The sequence below is a fragment of the Roseovarius gaetbuli genome, from assembly GCF_900172365.1.
Classification (GTDB): Bacteria; Pseudomonadota; Alphaproteobacteria; order Rhodobacterales; family Rhodobacteraceae; genus Roseovarius; species Roseovarius gaetbuli.
In genome coordinates, this window is sequence record NZ_FWFJ01000037.1 from 12,590 (window position 1) to 32,130 (window position 19,541).

The 19,541-nt window shown below is 62.8% G+C and carries 22 protein-coding genes and 1 riboswitch; of the genes, 10 read left to right on the forward strand and 12 right to left on the reverse strand.

What is annotated here, in order from left to right; genetic code table 11:
- Positions 1-3 precede the first annotated feature (3 nt).
- Positions 4-51: riboswitch (SAM-SAH riboswitch) on the reverse strand.
- Positions 52-89: 38 nt separating this feature from the next.
- The 7 genes from lnt to miaB form a co-directional block, all read right to left on the reverse strand.
- The gene (gene lnt, locus ROG8370_RS15160) at positions 90-1,613 is read right to left on the reverse strand and encodes an apolipoprotein N-acyltransferase (protein ID WP_085828022.1); all 1,524 of its coding nucleotides are present in this window, start codon (positions 1,611-1,613) and stop codon (positions 90-92) included.
- Entirely contained in the window at positions 1,606-2,493 is an 888-nt protein-coding gene (locus ROG8370_RS15165) for a CBS domain-containing protein (protein ID WP_085828023.1), read from the reverse strand. The genes lnt and ROG8370_RS15165 overlap by 8 nt, the downstream gene beginning before the upstream one ends.
- Before the next feature lie 39 nt (positions 2,494-2,532).
- Positions 2,533-3,021, reverse strand: coding sequence for an rRNA maturation RNase YbeY (gene ybeY, locus ROG8370_RS15170; protein ID WP_085828024.1), 489 nt, complete (start codon positions 3,019-3,021; stop codon positions 2,533-2,535).
- A 19-nt stretch (positions 3,022-3,040) separates the two neighbouring features.
- Entirely contained in the window at positions 3,041-4,048 is a 1,008-nt protein-coding gene (locus tag ROG8370_RS15175) for a PhoH family protein (protein WP_085828025.1), read from the reverse strand.
- Between the two features lie 149 nt (positions 4,049-4,197).
- Positions 4,198-4,512 (reverse strand): hypothetical protein, encoded by a 315-nt coding sequence (locus ROG8370_RS15180; RefSeq protein ID WP_139838177.1) that lies wholly within the window; start codon positions 4,510-4,512, stop codon positions 4,198-4,200.
- A 12-nt stretch (positions 4,513-4,524) separates the two neighbouring features.
- Positions 4,525-5,106: an OmpA family protein gene (locus ROG8370_RS15185; protein ID WP_370738347.1), complete on the reverse strand. Its 582-nt coding sequence runs from the start codon at positions 5,104-5,106 to the stop codon at positions 4,525-4,527.
- Between the two features lie 190 nt (positions 5,107-5,296).
- On the reverse strand, positions 5,297-6,625 hold the full coding sequence (gene miaB, locus ROG8370_RS15190; RefSeq protein WP_085828027.1) for a tRNA (N6-isopentenyl adenosine(37)-C2)-methylthiotransferase MiaB: 1,329 nt from the start codon (positions 6,623-6,625) through the stop codon (positions 5,297-5,299).
- A gap of 109 nt (positions 6,626-6,734) precedes the next feature.
- Here miaB and ROG8370_RS15195 point away from each other — a divergent pair, with 109 nt between their 5' ends.
- Positions 6,735-7,610 (forward strand): glycosyltransferase family protein, encoded by an 876-nt coding sequence (locus ROG8370_RS15195; protein ID WP_085828050.1) that lies wholly within the window; start codon positions 6,735-6,737, stop codon positions 7,608-7,610.
- A gap of 18 nt (positions 7,611-7,628) precedes the next feature.
- On the opposite strand, the gene ROG8370_RS15200 is transcribed toward ROG8370_RS15195, so the two are convergent.
- The 4 genes from ROG8370_RS15200 to fabA form a co-directional block, all read right to left on the reverse strand.
- Positions 7,629-7,814, reverse strand: coding sequence for a hypothetical protein (locus ROG8370_RS15200; protein WP_139838178.1), 186 nt, complete (start codon positions 7,812-7,814; stop codon positions 7,629-7,631).
- Positions 7,815-7,958: 144 nt separating this feature from the next.
- Entirely contained in the window at positions 7,959-8,750 is a 792-nt protein-coding gene (locus ROG8370_RS15205) for an enoyl-ACP reductase FabI (RefSeq protein WP_085828029.1), read from the reverse strand.
- A gap of 7 nt (positions 8,751-8,757) precedes the next feature.
- Positions 8,758-9,987 (reverse strand): beta-ketoacyl-ACP synthase I, encoded by a 1,230-nt coding sequence (fabB, locus tag ROG8370_RS15210; protein WP_085828030.1) that lies wholly within the window; start codon positions 9,985-9,987, stop codon positions 8,758-8,760.
- A 25-nt stretch (positions 9,988-10,012) separates the two neighbouring features.
- On the reverse strand, positions 10,013-10,522 hold the full coding sequence (gene fabA, locus ROG8370_RS15215; protein WP_085828031.1) for a bifunctional 3-hydroxydecanoyl-ACP dehydratase/trans-2-decenoyl-ACP isomerase: 510 nt from the start codon (positions 10,520-10,522) through the stop codon (positions 10,013-10,015).
- Between the two features lie 174 nt (positions 10,523-10,696).
- On the opposite strand from fabA, the gene irrA reads away from it, so the two are divergent.
- Genes irrA through ROG8370_RS15230 form a run of 3 tightly spaced genes read left to right on the forward strand, consistent with a single transcriptional unit; the run spans position 10,697 to position 12,950 of the window.
- Positions 10,697-11,113, forward strand: a complete 417-nt coding sequence (irrA, locus tag ROG8370_RS15220) for an iron response transcriptional regulator IrrA (protein ID WP_085828032.1) — start codon at positions 10,697-10,699, stop codon at positions 11,111-11,113.
- The gene (locus ROG8370_RS15225; protein ID WP_085828033.1) at positions 11,110-12,015 is read left to right on the forward strand and encodes a phosphodiesterase; all 906 of its coding nucleotides are present in this window, start codon (positions 11,110-11,112) and stop codon (positions 12,013-12,015) included. Before irrA ends, ROG8370_RS15225 begins: the two co-directional genes overlap by 4 nt.
- Positions 11,961-12,950, forward strand: coding sequence for an NADPH:quinone reductase (locus ROG8370_RS15230; RefSeq protein ID WP_085828034.1), 990 nt, complete (start codon positions 11,961-11,963; stop codon positions 12,948-12,950). The genes ROG8370_RS15225 and ROG8370_RS15230 overlap by 55 nt, the downstream gene beginning before the upstream one ends.
- A gap of 112 nt (positions 12,951-13,062) precedes the next feature.
- On the opposite strand, the gene ROG8370_RS15235 is transcribed toward ROG8370_RS15230, so the two are convergent.
- Positions 13,063-13,491 (reverse strand): FKBP-type peptidyl-prolyl cis-trans isomerase, encoded by a 429-nt coding sequence (locus ROG8370_RS15235; RefSeq protein WP_085828035.1) that lies wholly within the window; start codon positions 13,489-13,491, stop codon positions 13,063-13,065.
- A 249-nt stretch (positions 13,492-13,740) separates the two neighbouring features.
- Here ROG8370_RS15235 and ROG8370_RS15240 point away from each other — a divergent pair, with 249 nt between their 5' ends.
- The 6 genes from ROG8370_RS15240 to ROG8370_RS15265 all read left to right on the forward strand — a co-directional run bounded on the left by ROG8370_RS15240 (position 13,741) and on the right by ROG8370_RS15265 (position 19,537).
- A complete protein-coding gene (locus ROG8370_RS15240; RefSeq protein WP_085828036.1) occupies positions 13,741-14,427 on the forward strand; it encodes a haloacid dehalogenase type II in 687 nt (228 codons plus the stop codon).
- Complete coding sequence (locus tag ROG8370_RS15245) at positions 14,427-15,260, forward strand: alpha/beta fold hydrolase (RefSeq protein WP_085828037.1); 834 nt, start codon at positions 14,427-14,429, stop codon at positions 15,258-15,260. The genes ROG8370_RS15240 and ROG8370_RS15245 overlap by 1 nt, the downstream gene beginning before the upstream one ends.
- Positions 15,257-16,231: a threonine ammonia-lyase gene (locus tag ROG8370_RS15250; protein ID WP_085828038.1), complete on the forward strand. Its 975-nt coding sequence runs from the start codon at positions 15,257-15,259 to the stop codon at positions 16,229-16,231. Before ROG8370_RS15245 ends, ROG8370_RS15250 begins: the two co-directional genes overlap by 4 nt.
- A 9-nt stretch (positions 16,232-16,240) precedes the next feature.
- The gene (gene pcaD, locus ROG8370_RS15255) at positions 16,241-17,029 is read left to right on the forward strand and encodes a 3-oxoadipate enol-lactonase (protein WP_085828039.1); all 789 of its coding nucleotides are present in this window, start codon (positions 16,241-16,243) and stop codon (positions 17,027-17,029) included.
- Positions 17,030-17,106: 77 nt separating this feature from the next.
- On the forward strand, positions 17,107-18,192 hold the full coding sequence (locus ROG8370_RS15260) for a zinc-binding dehydrogenase (RefSeq protein ID WP_085828040.1): 1,086 nt from the start codon (positions 17,107-17,109) through the stop codon (positions 18,190-18,192).
- A gap of 112 nt (positions 18,193-18,304) precedes the next feature.
- Entirely contained in the window at positions 18,305-19,537 is a 1,233-nt protein-coding gene (locus tag ROG8370_RS15265; RefSeq protein WP_085828041.1) for a mandelate racemase/muconate lactonizing enzyme family protein, read from the forward strand.
- Positions 19,538-19,541: the final 4 nt, after the last annotated feature.

The window sequence follows — 19,541 nt, forward strand, 5'->3', positions numbered from 1 at the left end:
AAACGCTCCAATATTCTATCGCGCCACGCCAGGAAGCCGTTGTGACGAATTTGGGCTTGGTTACGCCCCTGCCCGGTTCGCGTCAATCACTATATGCCAGGGGCGGTTTGCCTGTTGCCGATGCGTGACAAACCAAGCAGCAGAGCGAAAAGCGCGACCATACCCAGATCGCCGGTGCGCGCATAAAGCGTGCGCGGCAAGGGCGGCGGCAAGGGCGCATCGCGCCAGCCCGCCTTGCCCATGGCGATCTCGGCCGTGATCCGGCCGGTGGCGTCGATCATCGCCGAAACCCCGGTATTGGCGACCCGGATCATCGGTAGGCCCTGTTCGGCGCTGCGCAGCCGCGCCTGCGCCAGATGCTGATAGGGGCCAGAGACCTGACCAAACCACGCGTCATTGGTGATCAAAAGCATGAAATCGGGGCGCTCGGGCGCCGACAGGACATCCTGCGCGAAGACCCCCTCGTAACAGATCAGCGGCAAGGCCGCGCCAAGCCCGCCCATGTCGATTACCTGCGCCCCCGGCCCCGAGGAATAGCCCTGCCCCTCATTGGCGGCGAGGCCGTGAATGCCGATCTGCCCAAGCCAGTCGCCAAAGGGCATATATTCGCCGAAGGGCACGAGATGATGTTTGTCATAGACCGCCGCGACGGTGCCACCGGCCTCAATCAGGGCGAGCGAATTGTAAAGCCGTGGCCCGTCATAGCGTTGCAAGCCAACAACCACCGGCACGCCGCCCGCCGCCGCCGAGATCACCTCAAGCGTCGGCGCGGCGGTGTTGAGCATGACCGGCACCGCCGTTTCCGGCCAGACGATCAGATCGGGGCGTTGCTCACCTGCCTGCGTGAACAGGATCTGGCGGTCGAAAAACCCCTGTATCTTGTCAGCCTGCCACTTTTCGTGTTGCGGCGCATTGGGCTGGATCAGGCGCACGACGGGTGCGTCGCTCGGCGCCGCCGCGTCAGGGCGCAAGGTCGCCCCCAAGGGCCAGAGCAAGCCAAGCGCAACCACCACGACGGCGGCCCGACGCCCGCCCGACACGGCATGCCAAAGCGCCGCCGCCCCGCCAAGCACAAGCGCCGTGAGGCCCAGAGATCCCGCGTAAGAGGCCCAGTGCAACAGGCCGGTATCAATCAAAACATGCCCCGGCTGCGCCCATGGAAAACCGGTGAAAACATATCCGCGCGCGGCCTCGGCCAGGCCAAGCCCGCCGATAAATCCGGCCACACCGCCCCCGGCCGCGCGGCCAAGCGCAAGGCCGCCTGCAAAGAACAGGGCAAGCCCCGCCGCAAGCCCCAAAAGCGCGAAAGGTGCCATCCAGCCGTGACGCGCCACATCGACCAGGAACGGCTCGACGATCCAGCTGAGCGCGAGCAGGAAATAGCCGGTGCCGAAGGCCCAGCCGAGCCACGCCGCCTGACGCCAATCAGAGACCTTGAGGAACAGGCCAATGAGCAGCGCGAACATCACCAGCGTCACCGGCCAGAGGCCAAAGGGCGCTTGCCCTAGAGCGGCGAGCGCGCCAATGGCAATGACACTTAGCCAGCGGCGCAGCGGCGCCATGCCGGAGATGCGGCGCAAGGCCCGATCCGGCAGGCCTGAAAGCTTAGCCATTCACCGGCTCGGCAAGACGGACGCGCAGGCGTTTGACCCGGCGCGGATCGGCCTCCATCACTTCGATGACGGGGCCGGCTGGATGCTCGATCACCTCGCCGCGCACCGGCACCCGGCCAAGCAGCATGAAGACCAGCCCGCCAAGCGTGTCGATTTCCTCTTCATCGACCGAATCCACATCGGTCAGGGATTGGCCGATTTCGGCCTCGAAATCCTCAAGCGGGGTTTTGGCGAGCGCCACGTAACAGCCGGGGCTTTCTTCGTTCCAGAAATGGCCCTCGTCGATGTCATGCTCGTCCTCGATCTCGCCGACGACCTGTTCGATCAGGTCTTCGATGGTAACCAGACCGTCAACGCCGCCATATTCGTCAATCACAAGCGCCATGTGACGCCGCTCGGCCTGCATCTTTTGCAAGAGCACGCCAATCGGCATCGAGGGCGGCACGAACAACAACGGCCGCAGCATCCGCTTGAGCGAAAACCGCCCGCCATTGCCGTTGAACCCATGCTTGAGCGCAAAATCCTTGAGGTGCACCATGCCGATCGGCGTATCCAGCGTGCCCTCATAGACCGGCAGGCGGGTCATGCCGCTGTTGCGGAAAACATGCACCAGCTCATCTTTGGTGATGGTGGCGGGCACCGAGACGATATCGGCCTTGGGGATGGCCACGTCTTCGACCGCCATATCCCGCAGGTTGCGCATGCCAAAGCCGCCGTTGGTCGGCGTTGCATCTTCGTGCTCGTCCAAAGCTGTGGCATCGGTGGGGTTGAACACACCTATGAAACGGCGAAAAAAACCGCCTGTTTCTTCACTTGTCGTCTGGTCTTCCGGCTGCGCGCTTTGCGCTGCGTTAGAAGACCCGTCGATACTCTCGCCCATCCGTCTCTTTCCAGTTTGCGGGCACAAGCGCCCAATAGCCTAATATGGGTCAGGTAACCCCAGTTTGCCAAGTATCGCCACTTCGGTTGCTTCCATCAAAGTGGCATCTTGGTCACGGATATGATCATAGCCCAACAAATGCAGGACCGCGTGCACAATCAGGTGCGTCACATGATCGCCAAGCGGCTTGTCGCCAGCGGCGGCCTCGGCGGCGCAGGTGTCATAGGCGATCGCGATATCGCCAAGCTCAGCGTCTTGGCCGGGTACCGGCAGATCGGGCACCGCGCCGGGGGTCTCGGGCGCGCGCTCGTCGCTTGGCCAGGACAGCACGTTGGTCGGTTGCGGCTTTTCACGAAAATCACCGTTCAGCACGGCGATGCGCGCATCGTCACAGCCCAAGACGCTGATTTCAAAGGCGTCCGGGTCAAGCCCGAGATGCGTCAGCGTCGCCGTGGCCGCGCGTTCGGCCAATGGCTCAAGCTGCGCCGCCTGCCAGCGGTCGTCTTCTATCATCACCTCGGTCAACATCCCATTGCGCGCCCTTGCGTTACACGTCCGCCTCATAGGCCTCGATGATCGCGGCCACAAGTGGATGGCGTACCACATCTTTGGATGTGAAATAGTTAAAGCTGATCTTGGGAATGGTTTTCAAAAGCCGCTCTGCATCCGAAAGCCCCGACGGCACCCCGCGTGGCAGGTCAATCTGGGTGCGATCGCCGGTGATCACCATGCGGCTGCCCTCGCCAAGGCGGGTCAGGAACATCTTCATCTGCATCGAGGTGGCGTTTTGCGCCTCATCCAGCACCACAAAGGCATTCGACAGGGTGCGCCCGCGCATGAAGGCCAGCGGCGCGATCTCGATCCGCTTTTCCTCGATCAGCTTGGCAAGCTGTTTGCCGGGCAGGAAATCGTTCAGCGCGTCATAAAGCGGCTGCATGTAGGGGTCGACCTTGTCCTTCATGTCACCGGGCAGATAGCCAAGCTTTTCGCCCGCCTCGACCGCCGGACGCGACAGGATGATGCGATCCACATGGCCCTCGATGAACATATTCACCGCCACCGCCACCGCCAGATAGGTCTTGCCGGTGCCCGCAGGTCCGATGCCAAAGGCCAGTTCATTGGCAAACAGCGAGTGAACATAGGCCTTTTGCGCGTCGGTGCGCGGCTCGACCAGCTTTTTGCGGGTCTTGATCTCGACCGCGCCGCCCTTGAACATCTCAAGCTGATCCCCGTCGCGCGCGCCAGTGCCCGCATCCGAGCCGCCCATGCGCAGTTCGCGGTCGACATCCCCGTGTTCGACGCCCTTGCCGGTTTCAAGCCGCCCGTAAAGCGCGTTCAGCACGCTCACCGCCTCGGCGGCGGCGGCCTCTTCGCCGATGATCGACAAGTGATTGCCGCGCCGGACGATCTGCACGCCAAGGCTGCGCTCGATCTCGGCAAGGTTCTTGTCATATTCGCCGCACAGATCAATCAGCAGCTTGTTATCGGGAAATTCAATCACGGCTTCGTGGATCGAAGCCACGTCGGAAACGGGGGGTGGCGCGCTATGGACCAATCAGTTCTCCCAAAACCAGAGGTGTGACTTCAGCCTGCCAAGTTGCGCGGCAAGGTGCAAGCGGTGGGTGGCGAAACTTTGCCCTCCACAACGAAAAACTGCGGACCCTTCGGCCCGCAGTTCGATTTTTTGAGCTGTGATCGCCACGCTCAGAGCGAATCCGGGATCGAGCTGCCGCCTTTGAAGTTGCCGGTGGCGACCGTCGCCGGGCCGACGCCCGAACAGACCGGCTTGCCGAACTTATCGAGACGTTGCGACAGGTAGCCCTCGACGCCATCGTCGATGATCCAGTGATCACAGCCGTTGGGGTCAATCCAGATACCGGCCTGAAGCTGGCTCAGATGTTTCTTGTCGGTGCCGCGATCGCGGGTCTTGTCGGCCCCGACCGCGCCATGACCGCCACCTTCACAGGCGGCAAGCAGGCCGATGATCGGAAGCGCGAGTGCAAGTTTAACTGTTTTCATCATCCGGTCCCCTTAGCGCCAGCACAAGATTTCGACGCGGCGGTTTTGCGCCATGCCTTCTGCGGTGTTGTTTGACGCCTTGGGCATCCGTTCGCCGTAGCCACGCACATCGGCAATGCTCGCGCCGGTGCGCTTGGCGACCGAGGCTACCGAATTGGCGCGACGCAGGGAAAGACCCATGTTGTATTCATCCGAGGCGCGGCTGTCGGTGTGACCGACGATGGTATAGGACACCGCCCCTGCCTGCTCAAAGAACTCCGCAAGACGCTGGCGACCGCTGGAATTGATGCGCGCGCTGTCGGTGGCAAACATCTGGTCGGTGTTGATCACGCCACAGAGGTTCGCCTCGCGGCAGACCGGAATGCCCTGGCGGCTGACGTGGGGGGACATATAGCCCTCGGCGCCGTCATCCATCACCCAGTGTTCACAGCCATCGGGATCAACCCATATTGTCGGAACATAGCGCTCACCAACAATGGTGCGCTGCCCGCCGCTCTGGGCAAAGCCCGCCCCCGCCGTCATGACGACACAAAGGGCCGCTGCACATGCGCCCCCGACCATGCCGCGCAGCGTATTCGAAATAATTTTCGTCACCCTACTGTCCTTTTCTTGCCCCCAGGCAAAGCTGTGCAATGGATGCGCCGCCCAACCTTCAAAATATGGCTAAATTGTAGCAACAATCAAATTAAAGTGAAGCAAATTCTACCATATATTGTGGATGGCCTGGAAACAATCCATAGGGTTTGCCGCAATTCTGCCACAATCGGGGCAAATGGTGCGGGTTTCAGCCCCGAACCAGACGTCCGGCCAAAGAGTTGGTGCCGCTTTCGATGATCTCGACACGGGCCAGCTCGCCCACGGCCACATCGGCATTGGCCACATGAACCGCGTGCAGGTAATCGGATTTGCCCATCATCTGCCCCTCAAGGCGACCGGGCTTTTCAAACAAAACCCCCACGGTGCGCCCCACCATCGCGTCCTGAATGGCGCGTTGCTGGCGGGTGATCAGGCCTTGCAGACGTTGCAAGCGTTCCGATTTCACATCCTCCTCGACCTGCGCACGCTCGGCGGCCGGGGTGCCGGGGCGGGTCGAATATTTGAACGAATAGGCATAGCCGTAATTGACCTCTTCAACGAGATCCATCGTGGCCTGAAAATCGGCCTCGGTCTCTTCCGGGAAGCCGACGATAAAATCGCCCGACAACAGGATATCGGGGCGCGCCGCGCGAATGCGCTCGATCAGGCGCAGATAGCTTTCGGCGGTGTGGCTCCGGTTCATCCGCTTGAGGATCTTGTCGCTGCCCGACTGCACCGGAAGATGCAGATAGGGCATCAGCTTGGCACATTCGCCATGCGCCGCGATAAGGTCGTCGCCCATGTCATTGGGATGGCTGGTGGTAAAGCGGATGCGTTCCAGCCCGTCGATGTCATTGAGCGCCCAGATCAGCCGGGCCAATGTCCAGTCTCCGCCACCCTCGCCAGCGCCGTGATAGGCATTCACGTTCTGGCCCAGAAGGGTGATTTCGCGCACGCCGCGCTCGACCAGGTTGCGGGCCTCTTCAAGGATGCGGCTGGCCGGGCGGCTTACCTCGGCGCCACGGGTATAGGGCACCACGCAGAACGCACAGAATTTGTCACAGCCCTCCTGCACGGTCAGAAAGGCGGTCGGGCCACGCGCGGCCTTGGGCCGGTGGCGCAGGGTATCGAATTTGTCATCAGCGGGAAAATCGGTATCAAGCGCCGTGCCCCCGGCGCGCACCTTGGCCTCCATCTGGGGCAGACGGTGATAGCTTTGCGGCCCGACCACCAGATCGACCAGCGGCTGGCGGCGCATGATCTCTTCGCCCTCGGCCTGCGCGACACAGCCCGCCACGCCGATCTTGAGATCCGGGTTCGCCGCCTTGAGATCGCGAAAGCGGCCCAGCTCGGAATAGACCTTTTCGGCGGCCTTTTCGCGGATATGACAGGTGTTGAGCAGGATCATGTCGGCGTCATCGGGGGTCTGGGTTTCGACATACCCGGCGCCGCCCATGGCCTCGGCCATACGCTCGCTGTCATAGACGTTCATCTGACAGCCGTAGGTCTTGATAAAGAGTTTTTTCACATCGGCCATTTGCCCGGCTCCTGCCATGGTTTCAGGGGGTCTGAGTACATCACTTTCAGGGGCACTTGCAATGCGTCTGCGTTTGGCCGATTCTGGCGCCAAAAGGACCGAGCAAAGCATGCCCTCACCGCGCCTGAAAGACTTTCTTGCCAACCCCGGCAAGGCCCTTGCAAAAGGGCCTGTGGCCATGGTGTTCGCCGAGGATGAGACCGAGCTTAATTCGACCCTGCGCCATCATCTTGATTCGGGGTTCAAATCGGTGCTGGTGTTCGTGCCGGACAACTTTGATCTTGCCCCAGATGTGGCACAGGCCGAGACTGTTTACCGCATCCAGCATGATCTTTCGGGCGGCGACAGCCTGAGCGAGGCGGTCAATGCGGTGATTGCCGCCGCGCCGGGGCTTTGGATGTATTACTGCTACAACGCCGAATACCTGTTCTATCCGTTCTGCGAAACGCGCACCATCGGGGAAATGCTTGCCTTTCACGCCGAAGAGCGGCGCGACGCGATGCTGTGCTATGTGATCGACCTTTATGCCGACGATCTTGATGCCCATTCAAATGCGGTCTCGCTGGAACAGGCGCATATGGACAAATCGGGCTATTATGCGCTTGCCCGGCCCGATGCCGAAAATCATAACCACCCCAAGGAACGCCAGCTTGATTTCTTCGGCGGCCTGCGCTGGCGCTATGAAGAGCATATCCCGGCCAAGCGCCGCAAGATAGACCGGATCGCGCTTTTCAAGGCCAAGCCAGAGCTGCTTTTGAGCGAAGATCACACGTTTTCGGATGAGGAATACAACACCTATGCCTGTCCCTGGCATCACAATCTGACAAGCGCGATCGTGTCGTTTCGCACCGCCAAGGCGCTCAAGCGCAACCCCGGCTCGACCTTTGATATCGCCACCTTCAAATGGCACAATTCCATTCCGTTTGAATGGCATTCACGGCAATTGCTGGATTTAGGCTTGATGGAACCGGGGCAGTGGTTTTAAGGCTTCTGCCGACTTTTCTCAGTTATCCGGCGCGGCCTGTGCGGGCGCGGACAGGGCGGCAAGATAGGATTGCGCGCCACCGGGGTCGCCAATCCGCTCTGCGATCTGCGTCGCAGCGGCCTTGAGCATCGCGTGCCCCTCGGGCGACAGGGCCGGTTCCTGCCAGATCGCGGCACCGACACAGCCGACCAGGGCGATCCGCACTGGCCACGCCCAGAAACGGGCCCGTTTTGCACGGGCCTTGTAGCGCTCTTCTCGATGCGGGTTGCTATGTCTTTTGGTCATCATGCGACGAGACTTATCACCGCATGATGGCATTTTTAGGGCCAGAACCGGCCCGGATCCGACCTAGAGGTTGTCGGCCTGCGGCATGCCAAGCACGTGATAGCCGCCATCGACACGAATGATCTCGCCCGAGGTACAGGCGCCCGCATCCGAGGCAAGGTAGACCGCCGTACCGCCAATCGCCTCAAGCGTGGCATTGGCGCGCAGCGGCGCGTTCTGCTCGGTGTGCTTGAAGGTCTTGCGCGCGCCGCCGATGGCCGCACCGGCGAGGGTTTTCATCGGTCCGGGGCTAATGGCGTTGACGCGGATGCCATCGGGACCAAGATCATTGGCCAGATAGCGGGTCGCCGCCTCAAGCGCGGCCTTGGCCACGCCCATCACGTTATAGCTCGGCACAACCCGGTTTGAGCCCTGATAGGTCAGGGTCAGCAATGTGCCGCCGTTTTCCTTCATCAAGGGGTACGCCCGGCGCGCCACTTCGATGAAGGAGTAACACGAGATATCCATCGAATTCTTGAAGTTCGCCCGGCTGGTGTTCAAAAACCGGCCGGTAAGCTCGGACTTGTCGGAAAAGGCAATCGCATGCACGACGAAATCAATCGTCGGCCAACGCGCGCCAAGAGACTCGAACGCGGCATCGAGCGATGCATCATCGGTCACATCCACATCGACCATGAAATCGGACCCGACACTTTGCGCCAACGGCTCCAACCGCTTGCCAAAGGCCTCACCCTGATAGCTAAAGGCCAGCTCGGCCCCGGCCTCATGCAGCGCGCGGGCAATGCCCCAGGCGATCGAGCGGTCATTCGCCACCCCCATGACTAGCCCGCGTTTGCCCTTCATTGACATGTTCATATATTTGTCATCCGTGATATTTGCTCAGAAGCATTGAGCCATTTGTGCCGCCAAAGCCGAAACTGTTGGTCATGACCGTATCAAGCCCGGCATTGTCCACCCGTTTGGTGGCGATTTCGGCCGGGTCAAGCGCGGGATCAAGCGTGTCGACATTGATCGAGGGAATAATGAAATCATGCTCCAGCGCGAGCAGGCAATAGACCGCCTCTTGCGCGCCGGTGGCGCCCTGGCTGTGGCCGGTCATGGATTTCGTCGAGCTGATCGGCGGGGTTGACCCCTGGCCAAAGACCCGGCGCACGGCCTCGACTTCGCCGACATCGCCGACCGGCGTGCTGGTGCCATGGGCGTTGATATAGCTGACCTTGCGATCGGTGCTAAGCTGTCCAAGCGCCAGGCGCATCGCCCGCTCGCCACCCTCGCCAGAGGGGGCAACCATGTCGTGGCCATCGCTGGTGGCGGCATAGCCGGTCACCTCGGCGTAGATCTTGGCGCCACGCGCAAGCGCATGATCCAGCTCTTCGAGCACAAGAATGCCGCCGCCGCCGGAAATGACAAAGCCGTCACGCCCCGCGTCAAACGCGCGGCTCGCCTTGTCGGGGCTGTCGTTATACTTGCTGCTCATCGCGCCCATGGCGTCAAACAGACAGGACAGGGTCCAGTCCAGTTCCTCGCCGCCGCCCGCGAACATGATATCCTGCTTGCCCATCATGATCTGTTCGGCGGCATTGCCGATACAATGCAGGCTGGTCGAACAGGCCGAGGTGATCGAATAGTTGATGCCCTTGATCTTGAACGCCGTACTCAGGTTGGCCGAAATCGTCGAACACATGCATTTGGGTACCGCGAAGGGCCCGATCCGCTTGGTCGCGCCAGTGCTCAGAACGGTCTGATGGGCCTGAAGCATCGCGCTTGTCGAGGGCCCGCCCGATCCGGCCACAAGCCCGGTGCGCGGATTGACGATATCGCTTTCCTCAAGCCCGCTGTCGGCAATCGCCTGCTGCATGGCGATATGGGCATAGGCGGCCCCCGGCCCCATGAAGCGCAGCGCGCGCTTGTCGATATGCGCGCTCGGGTCGATATTCACCGCCCCGGCGATCTGGCTGCGAAAGCCGTGCTCGGCCATCGCCTCATTTGCGGTAATGCCTGACTTGCCCTCCTTGAGCGAGGTCAGCACCTCTTGGGCGTTGTTCCCGATACTGGAGACAACACCCAGACCAGTCACCACAACTCGACGCATTTGCGTACTCCTTTTTCCGCGAGGCTTAGTTTTCCGACAATGCAACCTTCATGTCGCTCACCTGATAGATGACCTCACCATCGGCCTCAACCCGGCCGTCGGCAACCCCCATTGTCAAGCGACGGCTCTGCACGGCCTTTGTAAAATCCACGTAATAGGTCAGCATCTTGCGGTCCGGGCGCACCATGCCGGTCAGTTTGACCTCGCCAACGCCAAGCGCATAACCGCGTCCCTGCCAGCCGCGCCAGCCAAGGTTAAACCCTGTCAGCTGCCACAAACCGTCAAGACCAAGACAGCCGGGCATGATCGGATTGCCGGGAAAATGGCATTTGAAGAACCACAGATCAGGATTGATATCGAATTCGGCCACCACATGGCCCTTGCCATGCGCGCCGCCATCGCCGGAAATCTCGGTGATCCGATCCATCATGAGCATTGGCGGTTCCGGCAATTGCGCATTGCCTTCGCCAAACAATTCCCCGCGCGCGCATTTCAGCAAATCGTCGCGATCAAAGCTGCTAGGATACTCGGCCATTCAGGCGGCCCCCTTTTGTTTTCAAACCCTGTGTTACCAAACCCTCTATCACCGGGCAAAAGGCGCATGCAAGCCTGCGCCGTCATGCCCGCCCAAGGAAACGCCTGTGATTTTTATTTGAATTCAGCCCCGACCCACCTCTATATTACCTGGGAACACGGGAAAGACGGAACAATGACAGTGCAAGCGACCAACACCGCAACGCAGTGGCTTTCGGGCGCCGGGCTTCGCCCGACACGACAGCGCGTCGCGCTTGCCACGCTTTTGGTGGGCGATGGCCAGCACCGCCATGTCACCGCAGAAAGCCTGTTTGCCAATGTTCAGGACATGGGCGAGAGCGTATCCTTGGCCACGGTCTATAATACCCTGCGCGCGTTCTGCGAGGCCGGGCTTGTGCAAGAGGTCACGGTTGACGGCTCCAAAAGCTATTTTGACACCAATACCCATGACCACCCGCATTTCTATTGGGAAGACACCGGCACCCTGTCGGATGCGCCCGCCGATCAACTCAAGATCACCCAGGTGCCCGACGCGCCCGAGGGCGCCGAGATTGCCTCGGTCGATGTGGTCATCCGCCTGCGCCGGAAATGACAGCCGACAGGGCTGAGGCGACACATGACGCCAACACCCGGATCATCTGGCTGAGCGATCTGCACTTCGAAGACCACGGCACGGTTCTGGGCCATGATCCGCGCGCACGGCTTGATGCGGCGATTTCCTTTATCAACCAGAGTGACGCCGAGGCCGATCTTTGCCTGATCTCGGGCGATATGGTTGAAACCGCCACCGCCGCGAATTACCGCGCGCTTGCCGCAGAGCTTGACCGGCGTGCCATTCCGTGGTGGCCGATGACCGGCAATCACGACAAGCGCGCGCTGTTCCTTGAGCATCTGCGCCTGCCGAAAGGGGCGATGCCCGGCTTTGCGCAATATGCGATCGAGCTGCCGCAGGCGCGCGTGATCTGCCTTGATAGCCTGAACCCCGGCGCGGCCTCTGGCCTGTTGTGCGCCGAGCGGCTGGACTGGCTTGAACGGGCGTTGCTGGCAGAGCCCGACAAGGCGACCCTGGTCTTTCTGCATCACCCGCCGATGGCGCTTGATCTGCCAATGCTTGACCCCGACAGGTTGGAAAACGGGGCCGCGCTTATGGACCTGCTGGCGCGGTTCCCGGCGGTGCGCCAGCTGTGTTTCGGACATGTGCATCGCCCGGTTTCGGGGCATATCGGGCGGATCGCCTTTTCCAGCCTGCGCTCGGCGCTCTATCAGGCGCCCCCGCCGGTGCCGCCCTGGGATTGGGAGAGCTTCACGCCCGCCGTCGAGGCGCCCGAGCTTGGGCTCATCACCCTGCACGACGATCAAATCAACATCGCTTTCCTGCCGTTCTGCACCGCCAGCTTGGGCGTGAACGGCGTCCCCAATGACGAAAAGGCCCCTCTGACATGCGCGCAATTTCCTATTCAGCCTTCGGCCCCGCCGGCGATGTTCTTGAGCTGATCGAGATCGACACCCCAAGCCCGGCACCGGGCGAGGTTCTGGTGCGGCTTCATGTCTCGGGCGTGAACCCGTCGGATGCCAAGGCCCGTGCCGGTGCGCGCCCCGGCGTGACCAAGCCCGCCTTTGATCGAATCATCCCCCACTCCGACGGCGCCGGCGTAATCGAGGCCGTCGGGAGCGGCGTTGACACCGCGCGCCTCGGCGAGCGGGTCTGGATCTGGAACGGCCAGTGGCAACGCGCCCATGGCACCGCCGCCGAGTATATCGCCCTGCCCGCAGCTCAGGCCGTGCCCCTGCCCGAGGGTGTGAGCTTTGACACCGGCGCGACACTTGGCATTCCGGGCCTGACGGCGGCGCATACGGTGTTCGGCGACGGCGATGTGGCCGGGCAAACGCTGTTGATCTCAGGCGGGGCCGGCGCGGTGGGTCATAACGCGGTGCAACTGGCCCATGGCGCAGGGGCCCGCGTGATCGCAACCTGCTCTGCGGGCGCGGTCGAACGTGTCAAGGCGGCGGGCGCGGATCAGGTGTTTGACTACGCCGACCCCGATCTTGCCGCCAAGATCATCGAAGACACCCAGGGCACGGGCGTGGAGCGCGCAATCGAGGTGGAGTTTGGCGAAAACGCCGCGCTTCTGGCCGAGGTGATGGCGCCGAATGGCACCATCGCCGCCTATGGCTCGGGCCGCAACATGACGCCCGTTTTGCCGTTCGGGCCATATTTGTTCAAGGCGATCACGATTGATATCACGCTGATCTACATTCTGGCCGACGCGCCGCGACAGGCCGCCATTGCGCGGCTGCACAGCGCCTTGGAAAAGGGCAGCCTGACCCCAGCCATTCACGCCCATTACCCGCTAGACGCCTGCGCCGCCGCGCAGGATGCAGTAATGACACCGGGGCGCGCGGGCGCTGTTGTGCTCGACATCGCCTGACGCGCAACCCCCAGATTTTTCGTCGAAAAATCTGGGGGTCCTAAACCGCAACGCGCGCCGTGGATAACCCACGGCGCGCGTTTTATCGTTCTGCCAGTTGGCACTCTCGCGCTTAGGCGATCTCGACAAGCTCGATGGCAAAGGTGAGATCCTTGCCCGCCAGCGGGTGATTGGCATCCAGCACCACCTGTTCTTCGGTCAGCTCGACCACGGTGACCGGCATGACCTGCCCCTGCGGTGTCTGAACCTGAAGCTGCGTGCCGACCTCAAGCGGGATATCCGCCGGAATTTCGGCGCGCGGCACGGCCTGTTGGGCGTTGGGGTCGGGGTGGCCATAGGCCTGATCCGCAGGCACTTCGACGGTTTTCTTGTCGCCGACGGTCATGCCCGGCATGGCCGCGTCAAGCCCCGGAATGATCTGACCAGAGCCAACCGCGAATTCCAGCGGATCACGGCCTGCGCTGCTGTCAAAGGTGCTGCCATCGGCCAGCGTGCCGGTGTAGTGAATGCGAACGGTATCGCCCGATTTAACTTGCGTCATAAAATATCCAATCGTGATGGGGGGATGGGTTTGAAAGGCCGCGCATCGCGCAGGTGCTTTGGTTGATGCGCGAATCTAACCACCCCTGCCACGATTTGCAAACCGATCCTGATTTTCCCGCGGGCCGGTCACGTGGGCGTTATGCAACAGGGCCTTTCCACCCCTGAAAATCCGTGCCACTCTGCGCGCAATCCATAGTCTGCCGCACCGGGATGTTCCCTGTCGCGCGCCCCAGCCCCCGGAGGCCACATGCCCATAACCACCTGTGTTTTCGACGCCTATGGCACGCTGTTCGACGTCGCCGCCGCCGCCCGCAACGCCGCCGCCGAGCCCGGCCGCGAGGTCTTTGCCCGCCATTGGCCCGCGATTGCCGAGAAATGGCGCCTCAAACAGCTGCAATACACCTGGCTGCGCGCGGTCATGGGCGAGCATACGGGGTTCTGGCAGGTCACGCAGGACGGGCTTGACTGGGCGATGGATTCCGAGGGGCTTGGCGACGACAGGGATCTGCGCGAGCGCCTGTTACAACTCTACTGGGAGCTTGAGGCCTACCCAGAGGTCCCCGCCATGCTGCACGCGTTGAAAGACGCCGGGATGAACACCGCGATCCTGTCCAACGGGTCGCCGGATATGCTTGACGGGGCGGTTACATCGGCGGGCATCGGGGATGTGCTTGACGATGTCCTCTCGGTTGAAAGCGTCGGGATATTCAAGCCGGCGCGCGTGGTCTACGACCTTGTCGGCGCGCGCTTTGGCTGTGCGCCCGACGAGGTGCTGTTCGTGTCCTCAAACGGCTGGGATGCGAGCGCGGCGGCGGGCTATGGCTTTACCACCGCTTGGGTCAATCGCGCCGGTGATCCGGTGGATCGCCTGCCGGCGCGGCCGACAAGCATACTCCACGATCTGACGGGCATCCCAGCACTGGCGGGCTCCTGATGGCGCATTTCACCACCTCGGACGGGCTTGAGATTTATTACACCGATACGGGCAACGGCCGTGCGATCCTCTGCCTTGCAGGGCTGACACGCAACAGCGCCGACTTCAACTTTCTGGCGCCTCACCTATCCGATAACCGGTTGATCTGCATGGATTATCGCGGGCGCGGAAAGTCTGCCTATGACGCGGATTTCACCAATTACAATATCCTGCGCGAAGGTCAGGATGCGTTAGAACTGCTCGATCATCTTGGGCTTGATCAGGTCACCCTGATCGGCACCTCGCGTGGCGGGCTGATCGCCATGGCCCTTGCCTATGGCCACCCGGCGCGCCTCCGGGCGGTGGTGCTCAACGATATCGGGCCGGATGTGGATGCGAAGGGCCTTGAGCGGATCATGGATTATGTCGGCAAGGAACCAGGCCTGCCCGACCTCGACAGTTGCGCCGCGGCGCTTGCCCATGTGCATGGCCCCGATTTCGCCGGGGTCAGCCTTGAACGCTGGCGCCAGCAGGCCGCGTTCATGTTTCACGAAAAACCCGGCGGCGGGCTTGGGCTGCGCTATGATGCCAGGCTGCGCGACGCGCTGACCGGACAGGCGGGCACCGGCGAGGCGGCCGATCTCTGGCTCTTGTTCGATGCGCTCAAGGATATCCCCTTGGCGGTGATCAAGGGCGCGAACTCGGACCTGTTGACCGCCGCGACACTGGCCAAGATGCAAGAGCATCACCCCGGCCTTATCGCCGCCGTGGTGCCCGATCGCGGCCATGTGCCCTTTCTTGACGAAGCCCCGGCGCTTGCCGCCATTCACGCCCTGCTGGATCAAACCGCATGACCGATATCACCATGATCCGCTCTGCCGCCGCGCGCCTCAAGGGGCATGCCCGGCGCACGCCGCTGTTGTCCTCGCCGTTTCTGGATGAGATCGCCGGGCGGCGGGTGTTTGTGAAACCCGAATGCCTGCAGCATACCGGAAGCTTCAAGTATCGCGGCGCGCGCTCGGCGGTCTCGGCGCTTGATTCCGACACCCGCGCCCGCGGCGTGATCGCGTTTTCAAGCGGCAACCATGCCCAGGGCGTGGCCCTTGCGGCGCGCGAACATGGCGTTGCCTCGGTGATCATCATGCCGGGCGATTCACCGCGCATGAAGATCGACAACACCCGCGCGCTCGGCGCCGAGGTGGTGCTTTATGACCGCGCCACCGAGGATCGCGACGCCATCGGCGCGCGTCTTGCGGGCGAACGCGGCCTGACCCTGATCAAACCCTATGACGAGCCGCAGGTGATCGCCGGGCAAGGCACCATCGGCCTTGAGATCGCCGAGGACGCGGTCGCGCTTGGCGTGGCTGAGGCCGATGTTCTGGTCTGTTGCGGCGGTGGCGGGCTGACCTCTGGCATCGCACTTGCGCTTGAGGCCGACGCGCCGGGCCTGCGCGCGCGCCCCTGCGAGCCGCAGGGGTTCGACGATGTCACCCGCTCGCTTGCCTCTGGCAAGATCGAGCGCAACGCGCATCTTTCAGGGAGCCTCTGTGATGCCATCATCACGCCGCAGCCCGGCGAGATCACTTTTCCGATCATGCAGCGGCTGTGTGGCCCCGGCCTTGTCGTGAGCGAGGATGAATGCCTGCATGCCATGGCGCTTGCCTGGTCGCGGCTCAAGGTCGTCGCCGAACCGGGCGGCGCCGCAGCGCTTGCTGCCGCCCTGTTTCACGCCGATCAGATCGACGGCGACGCGGTCTTTGCCACCATTTCGGGCGGCAATGTCGATGCCGAGGTGTTTCAAACCGCCCTCACCCGGTTTGCCTGAGGTCTGGCCATGGCGTTTGCGGAATTTGACGAGATAAGGCTGCATTATCTTGACGAGGGCCCCCTCGACGGCGCACCGATTGTCTTTGCCCATGCGCTTGGCACCGGCACGCTGCTTTGGGATGCGATCCTGCCGCATTTGCCGCCGGGCCTGCGCATCATCCGCTATGACGCGCGCGGTCATGGCCTCTCGTCCTGTCCGCCCGCGCCCTATTCCATGGGCACATTGGTGCGCGACGCCGAGCGCTTACTTGACCACCTTTCGGTGCGCGATGCGATGTTCGTGGGCCTCTCGATCGGTGGCATGGTGGCACAGGGGTTGGCCGTCAAACGCCCCGATCTTATCCGCGCCATGGTTCTCTCTAATACCGCCGCCAAGATCGGCACGCCCGAAATCTGGGCCAGCCGCATCGCCACTGCCCGCGCGGGCGATATGGCAGAGCTTGCCCGCGCCTCTTGCGAGCGCTGGTTCACCCGCGCGTTCCTCAAGGAAAACAGGCACCTGCCCTGGCTTGAGCTTCTGACGCGCCATGACCCCGAGGGCTATATCGGCTGCGCCTCGGCGATATCGGGCACGGATTTCTATACGCCCACCTCGGGGCTGCGCCTGCCGACGCTTGGCATTGCGGGCTCTGAGGATGGCTCGACCCCGCCCGATCTTCTGCGCGAAACCGTCGATCTTATCCCCGGTTCGCAGTTTCAGCTTATCCGCCGCGCCGGCCATGTGCCCCCGGTCGATCAGCCAGAGACCTACGCCGGTCACCTTGGCGACTTCCTCCGCGCCACCGGCCATATCTGACGCGCAACCGGCAATCGCCCCTTGCGACGGCGCGCGAATCCGGGTCACCTGCCCCAAACGCAAAAAGGAGCGTCGCCATGCCAACCATCAAAGCCGCCGTGTGCCACGCCTTCGGGGAACCACTGGTGATCGAGGATGTCGAGCTGCGCGCGCCCGAACGCGGCGAGGTTATGGTCGATCTGGATGCGGTGGCGGTCTGTCATTCTGACATTTCCTATGCCGAGGGCGGCTGGGGCGGGTCATTGCCCGCCGTCTATGGCCATGAGGCCGCCGGCCACATAAGTGCCATCGGCGAGGGCGTTACCGGCTTTGGCCTCGGCGATCCGGTCGTCGTGACCTTGATCCGCTCCTGCGGCTCCTGCCCAAGCTGCGGCTCGGGGCGCCCGACGGGCTGTGAAACCCGCTATGACGGCGACCTTGGCCCGCTCAGCACCGCCTCGGGCGGCACCCTGCATCAGGCGATGGCCTGCGGCGCCTTTGCGCAAAAGGTGGTGGTCGATCAAAGCCAGATCGTGAAGCTGCCTCAGGGCATCGACATGGCCTCGGCCTCCCTGCTGGCCTGCGGTGTCATTACCGGCGTCGGGGCGGTGGTCAATGCCGCCGACCTGCGCGCCGGTCAGGACGTGGTGGTGATCGGCGCCGGTGGCGTCGGCCTCAACGCCATTCAGGGCGCGCGCATCGCTGGTGCCCGGCGCATCGTGGCGGTCGACATGAGCGAAGAAAAACTGAGCACGGCCCGCGAATTCGGCGCCACCGACGGCGTGCTTGCCACGGGCGACAAACCCTGGCGCGCCGCCAAGGCCGCGATGGGGCGCGGCGCCGATGTGGTGCTCGTCACCGTCGGCGCGGCAGCCGCCTATGACGTCGCCCCGCGCTACCTCGCCGGGGGCGGCAAGATGATCATGGTCGGTATGCCCCATAGCGGCTCACCCTCTTCTTACGAGGCCGTAAGCTTCGCCGCCGCAGGCCAGTCGATGATCGGCTCCTACGCGGGCGAGGTTGTCATCCGCCGCGATATCCCCTGGATGGTCGACCTCTACCAACAGGGCCGCCTGAAACTCGACGAACTCATTTCAGGCCGCTGGCACCTCGATCAGATCAACGAGGCCATCGCCGACACCAAGACCGGCGCCGCCCGGCGCAACGTGATCCTCTTCAAATGACCCACCCCTTCTTCTTGCCATAAATATCCCGGGGGGTGTGGGGGGCAGCGCCCCCCACCCGGTCGGATCGCGGAACGCGATCCGAAACCCGCCGCACAGATCGGAGCATAACATGAAACTCAAGGATCTCGACATCATCGTCACCGCCCCGCCCGCGCCGGGCTGGGGCGGGCGCTACTGGATTTTGGTCAAGCTCACCACCGACGACGGCATCACCGGCTGGGGCGAATGCTATGCAAGCTCCATCGGCCCAGAAGCCATGCGCGGCGTGATCACCGATGTTTTCAGCCGTCATATGCAGGGCGAGAACCCCGAGAATATCGAGCTGATGTTCCGCCGCGCCTATTCCTCGGGCTTCACGCAACGCCCCGACCTGACCGTCATGGGCGCCTTTTCGGGGCTGGAAATCGCCTGTTGGGATATTTTGGGCAAGGCGCGCGGTCGTCCGGTCTATGCGCTTTTGGGCGGCAAGATGAATGAGCGCATCCGCGCCTATACCTATCTCTACCCCCTGCCGCATCATGATCTTACCGCCTTCTGGACCTCGCCCGAGATGGCGGCGGAGTCCGCGCTTGATTGCGTGGCGCGCGGCTTTACCGCGATCAAGTTCGACCCGGCCGGCCCCTATACCATGCGCGGCGGCCATATGCCTGCGATGTCGGATATCTCGCTCTCGGTGGCCTTCTGCCGCGCCATCCGCGAGGCGGTGGGGGATCGCGCCGACCTGTTGTTCGGCACCCATGGTCAGTTCACCACCGTCGGCGCGATCCGGCTTGGCAAGGCGATCGAGCCCTATGCGCCGCTCTGGTTCGAAGAACCCGTCCCGCCCGACAATATCCCCGAAATGGCGCGGGTTGCGGCGGCCGTCAACATCCCCGTCGCCACCGGCGAGCGGCTGACCACCAAGGCCGAGTTTGCGCCCGTTCTGCGCGCCGGTGCCGCGAGCATCCTGCAACCTGCCCTTGGGCGCGCGGGTGGGATTTGGGAGATGAAAAAGGTCGCCGCCATGGCCGAGGTCTATAACGCCCAGATCGCCCCGCATCTTTACGCCGGCCCGGTGGAATGGGCGGCCAATATCCATCTGGCCACCTCGATCCCCAATATCCTGATGGCCGAAACCATCGAGACCGGCTTTCACAACGACCTGATCAAAGGCACGATCCGCGTCGAGGATGGCTTTGTCGTGCCGCCCGAGGCGCCCGGTCTTGGCATCGAAGTCGACGAGGATCTGGCGCGCGCGCATCCCTATGCCGACAGCGGCCTGCATCTGGAAATGCAGGAGGCGCCCTGCGATTATGTCAATGGCAACAGCTTTGCCGGCGGGGCCCCGCTCAAGACCGAATAGGCAC

Bases quoted from the DNA above. Each gene is read 5' to 3' on its own strand.
- ROG8370_RS15230 (WP_085828034.1), top strand. From the start codon at position 11,961: ATGCGCGCAATTTCCTATTCAGCCTTCGGCCCCGCCGGCGATGTTCTT.
- lnt (WP_085828022.1), bottom strand. From the start codon at position 1,613: ATGGCTAAGCTTTCAGGCCTGCCGGATCGGGCCTTGCGCCGCATCTCC.
- ROG8370_RS15260 (WP_085828040.1), top strand. From the start codon at position 17,107: ATGCCAACCATCAAAGCCGCCGTGTGCCACGCCTTCGGGGAACCACTG.
- ROG8370_RS15245 (WP_085828037.1), top strand. From the start codon at position 14,427: ATGGCGCATTTCACCACCTCGGACGGGCTTGAGATTTATTACACCGAT.
- ROG8370_RS15240 (WP_085828036.1), top strand. From the start codon at position 13,741: ATGCCCATAACCACCTGTGTTTTCGACGCCTATGGCACGCTGTTCGAC.
- ROG8370_RS15165 (WP_085828023.1), bottom strand. From the start codon at position 2,493: ATGGGCGAGAGTATCGACGGGTCTTCTAACGCAGCGCAAAGCGCGCAG.
- ROG8370_RS15265 (WP_085828041.1), top strand. From the start codon at position 18,305: ATGAAACTCAAGGATCTCGACATCATCGTCACCGCCCCGCCCGCGCCG.
- ROG8370_RS15235 (WP_085828035.1), bottom strand. From the start codon at position 13,491: ATGACGCAAGTTAAATCGGGCGATACCGTTCGCATTCACTACACCGGC.
- ybeY (WP_085828024.1), bottom strand. From the start codon at position 3,021: ATGTTGACCGAGGTGATGATAGAAGACGACCGCTGGCAGGCGGCGCAG.
- ROG8370_RS15195 (WP_085828050.1), top strand. From the start codon at position 6,735: ATGCCCTCACCGCGCCTGAAAGACTTTCTTGCCAACCCCGGCAAGGCC.
- ROG8370_RS15225 (WP_085828033.1), top strand. From the start codon at position 11,110: ATGACAGCCGACAGGGCTGAGGCGACACATGACGCCAACACCCGGATC.
- ROG8370_RS15205 (WP_085828029.1), bottom strand. From the start codon at position 8,750: ATGAACATGTCAATGAAGGGCAAACGCGGGCTAGTCATGGGGGTGGCG.
- fabB (WP_085828030.1), bottom strand. From the start codon at position 9,987: ATGCGTCGAGTTGTGGTGACTGGTCTGGGTGTTGTCTCCAGTATCGGG.
- pcaD (WP_085828039.1), top strand. From the start codon at position 16,241: ATGGCGTTTGCGGAATTTGACGAGATAAGGCTGCATTATCTTGACGAG.
- irrA (WP_085828032.1), top strand. From the start codon at position 10,697: ATGACAGTGCAAGCGACCAACACCGCAACGCAGTGGCTTTCGGGCGCC.
- miaB (WP_085828027.1), bottom strand. From the start codon at position 6,625: ATGGCCGATGTGAAAAAACTCTTTATCAAGACCTACGGCTGTCAGATG.
- fabA (WP_085828031.1), bottom strand. From the start codon at position 10,522: ATGGCCGAGTATCCTAGCAGCTTTGATCGCGACGATTTGCTGAAATGC.
- ROG8370_RS15250 (WP_085828038.1), top strand. From the start codon at position 15,257: ATGACCGATATCACCATGATCCGCTCTGCCGCCGCGCGCCTCAAGGGG.
- ROG8370_RS15180 (WP_139838177.1), bottom strand. From the start codon at position 4,512: ATGAAAACAGTTAAACTTGCACTCGCGCTTCCGATCATCGGCCTGCTT.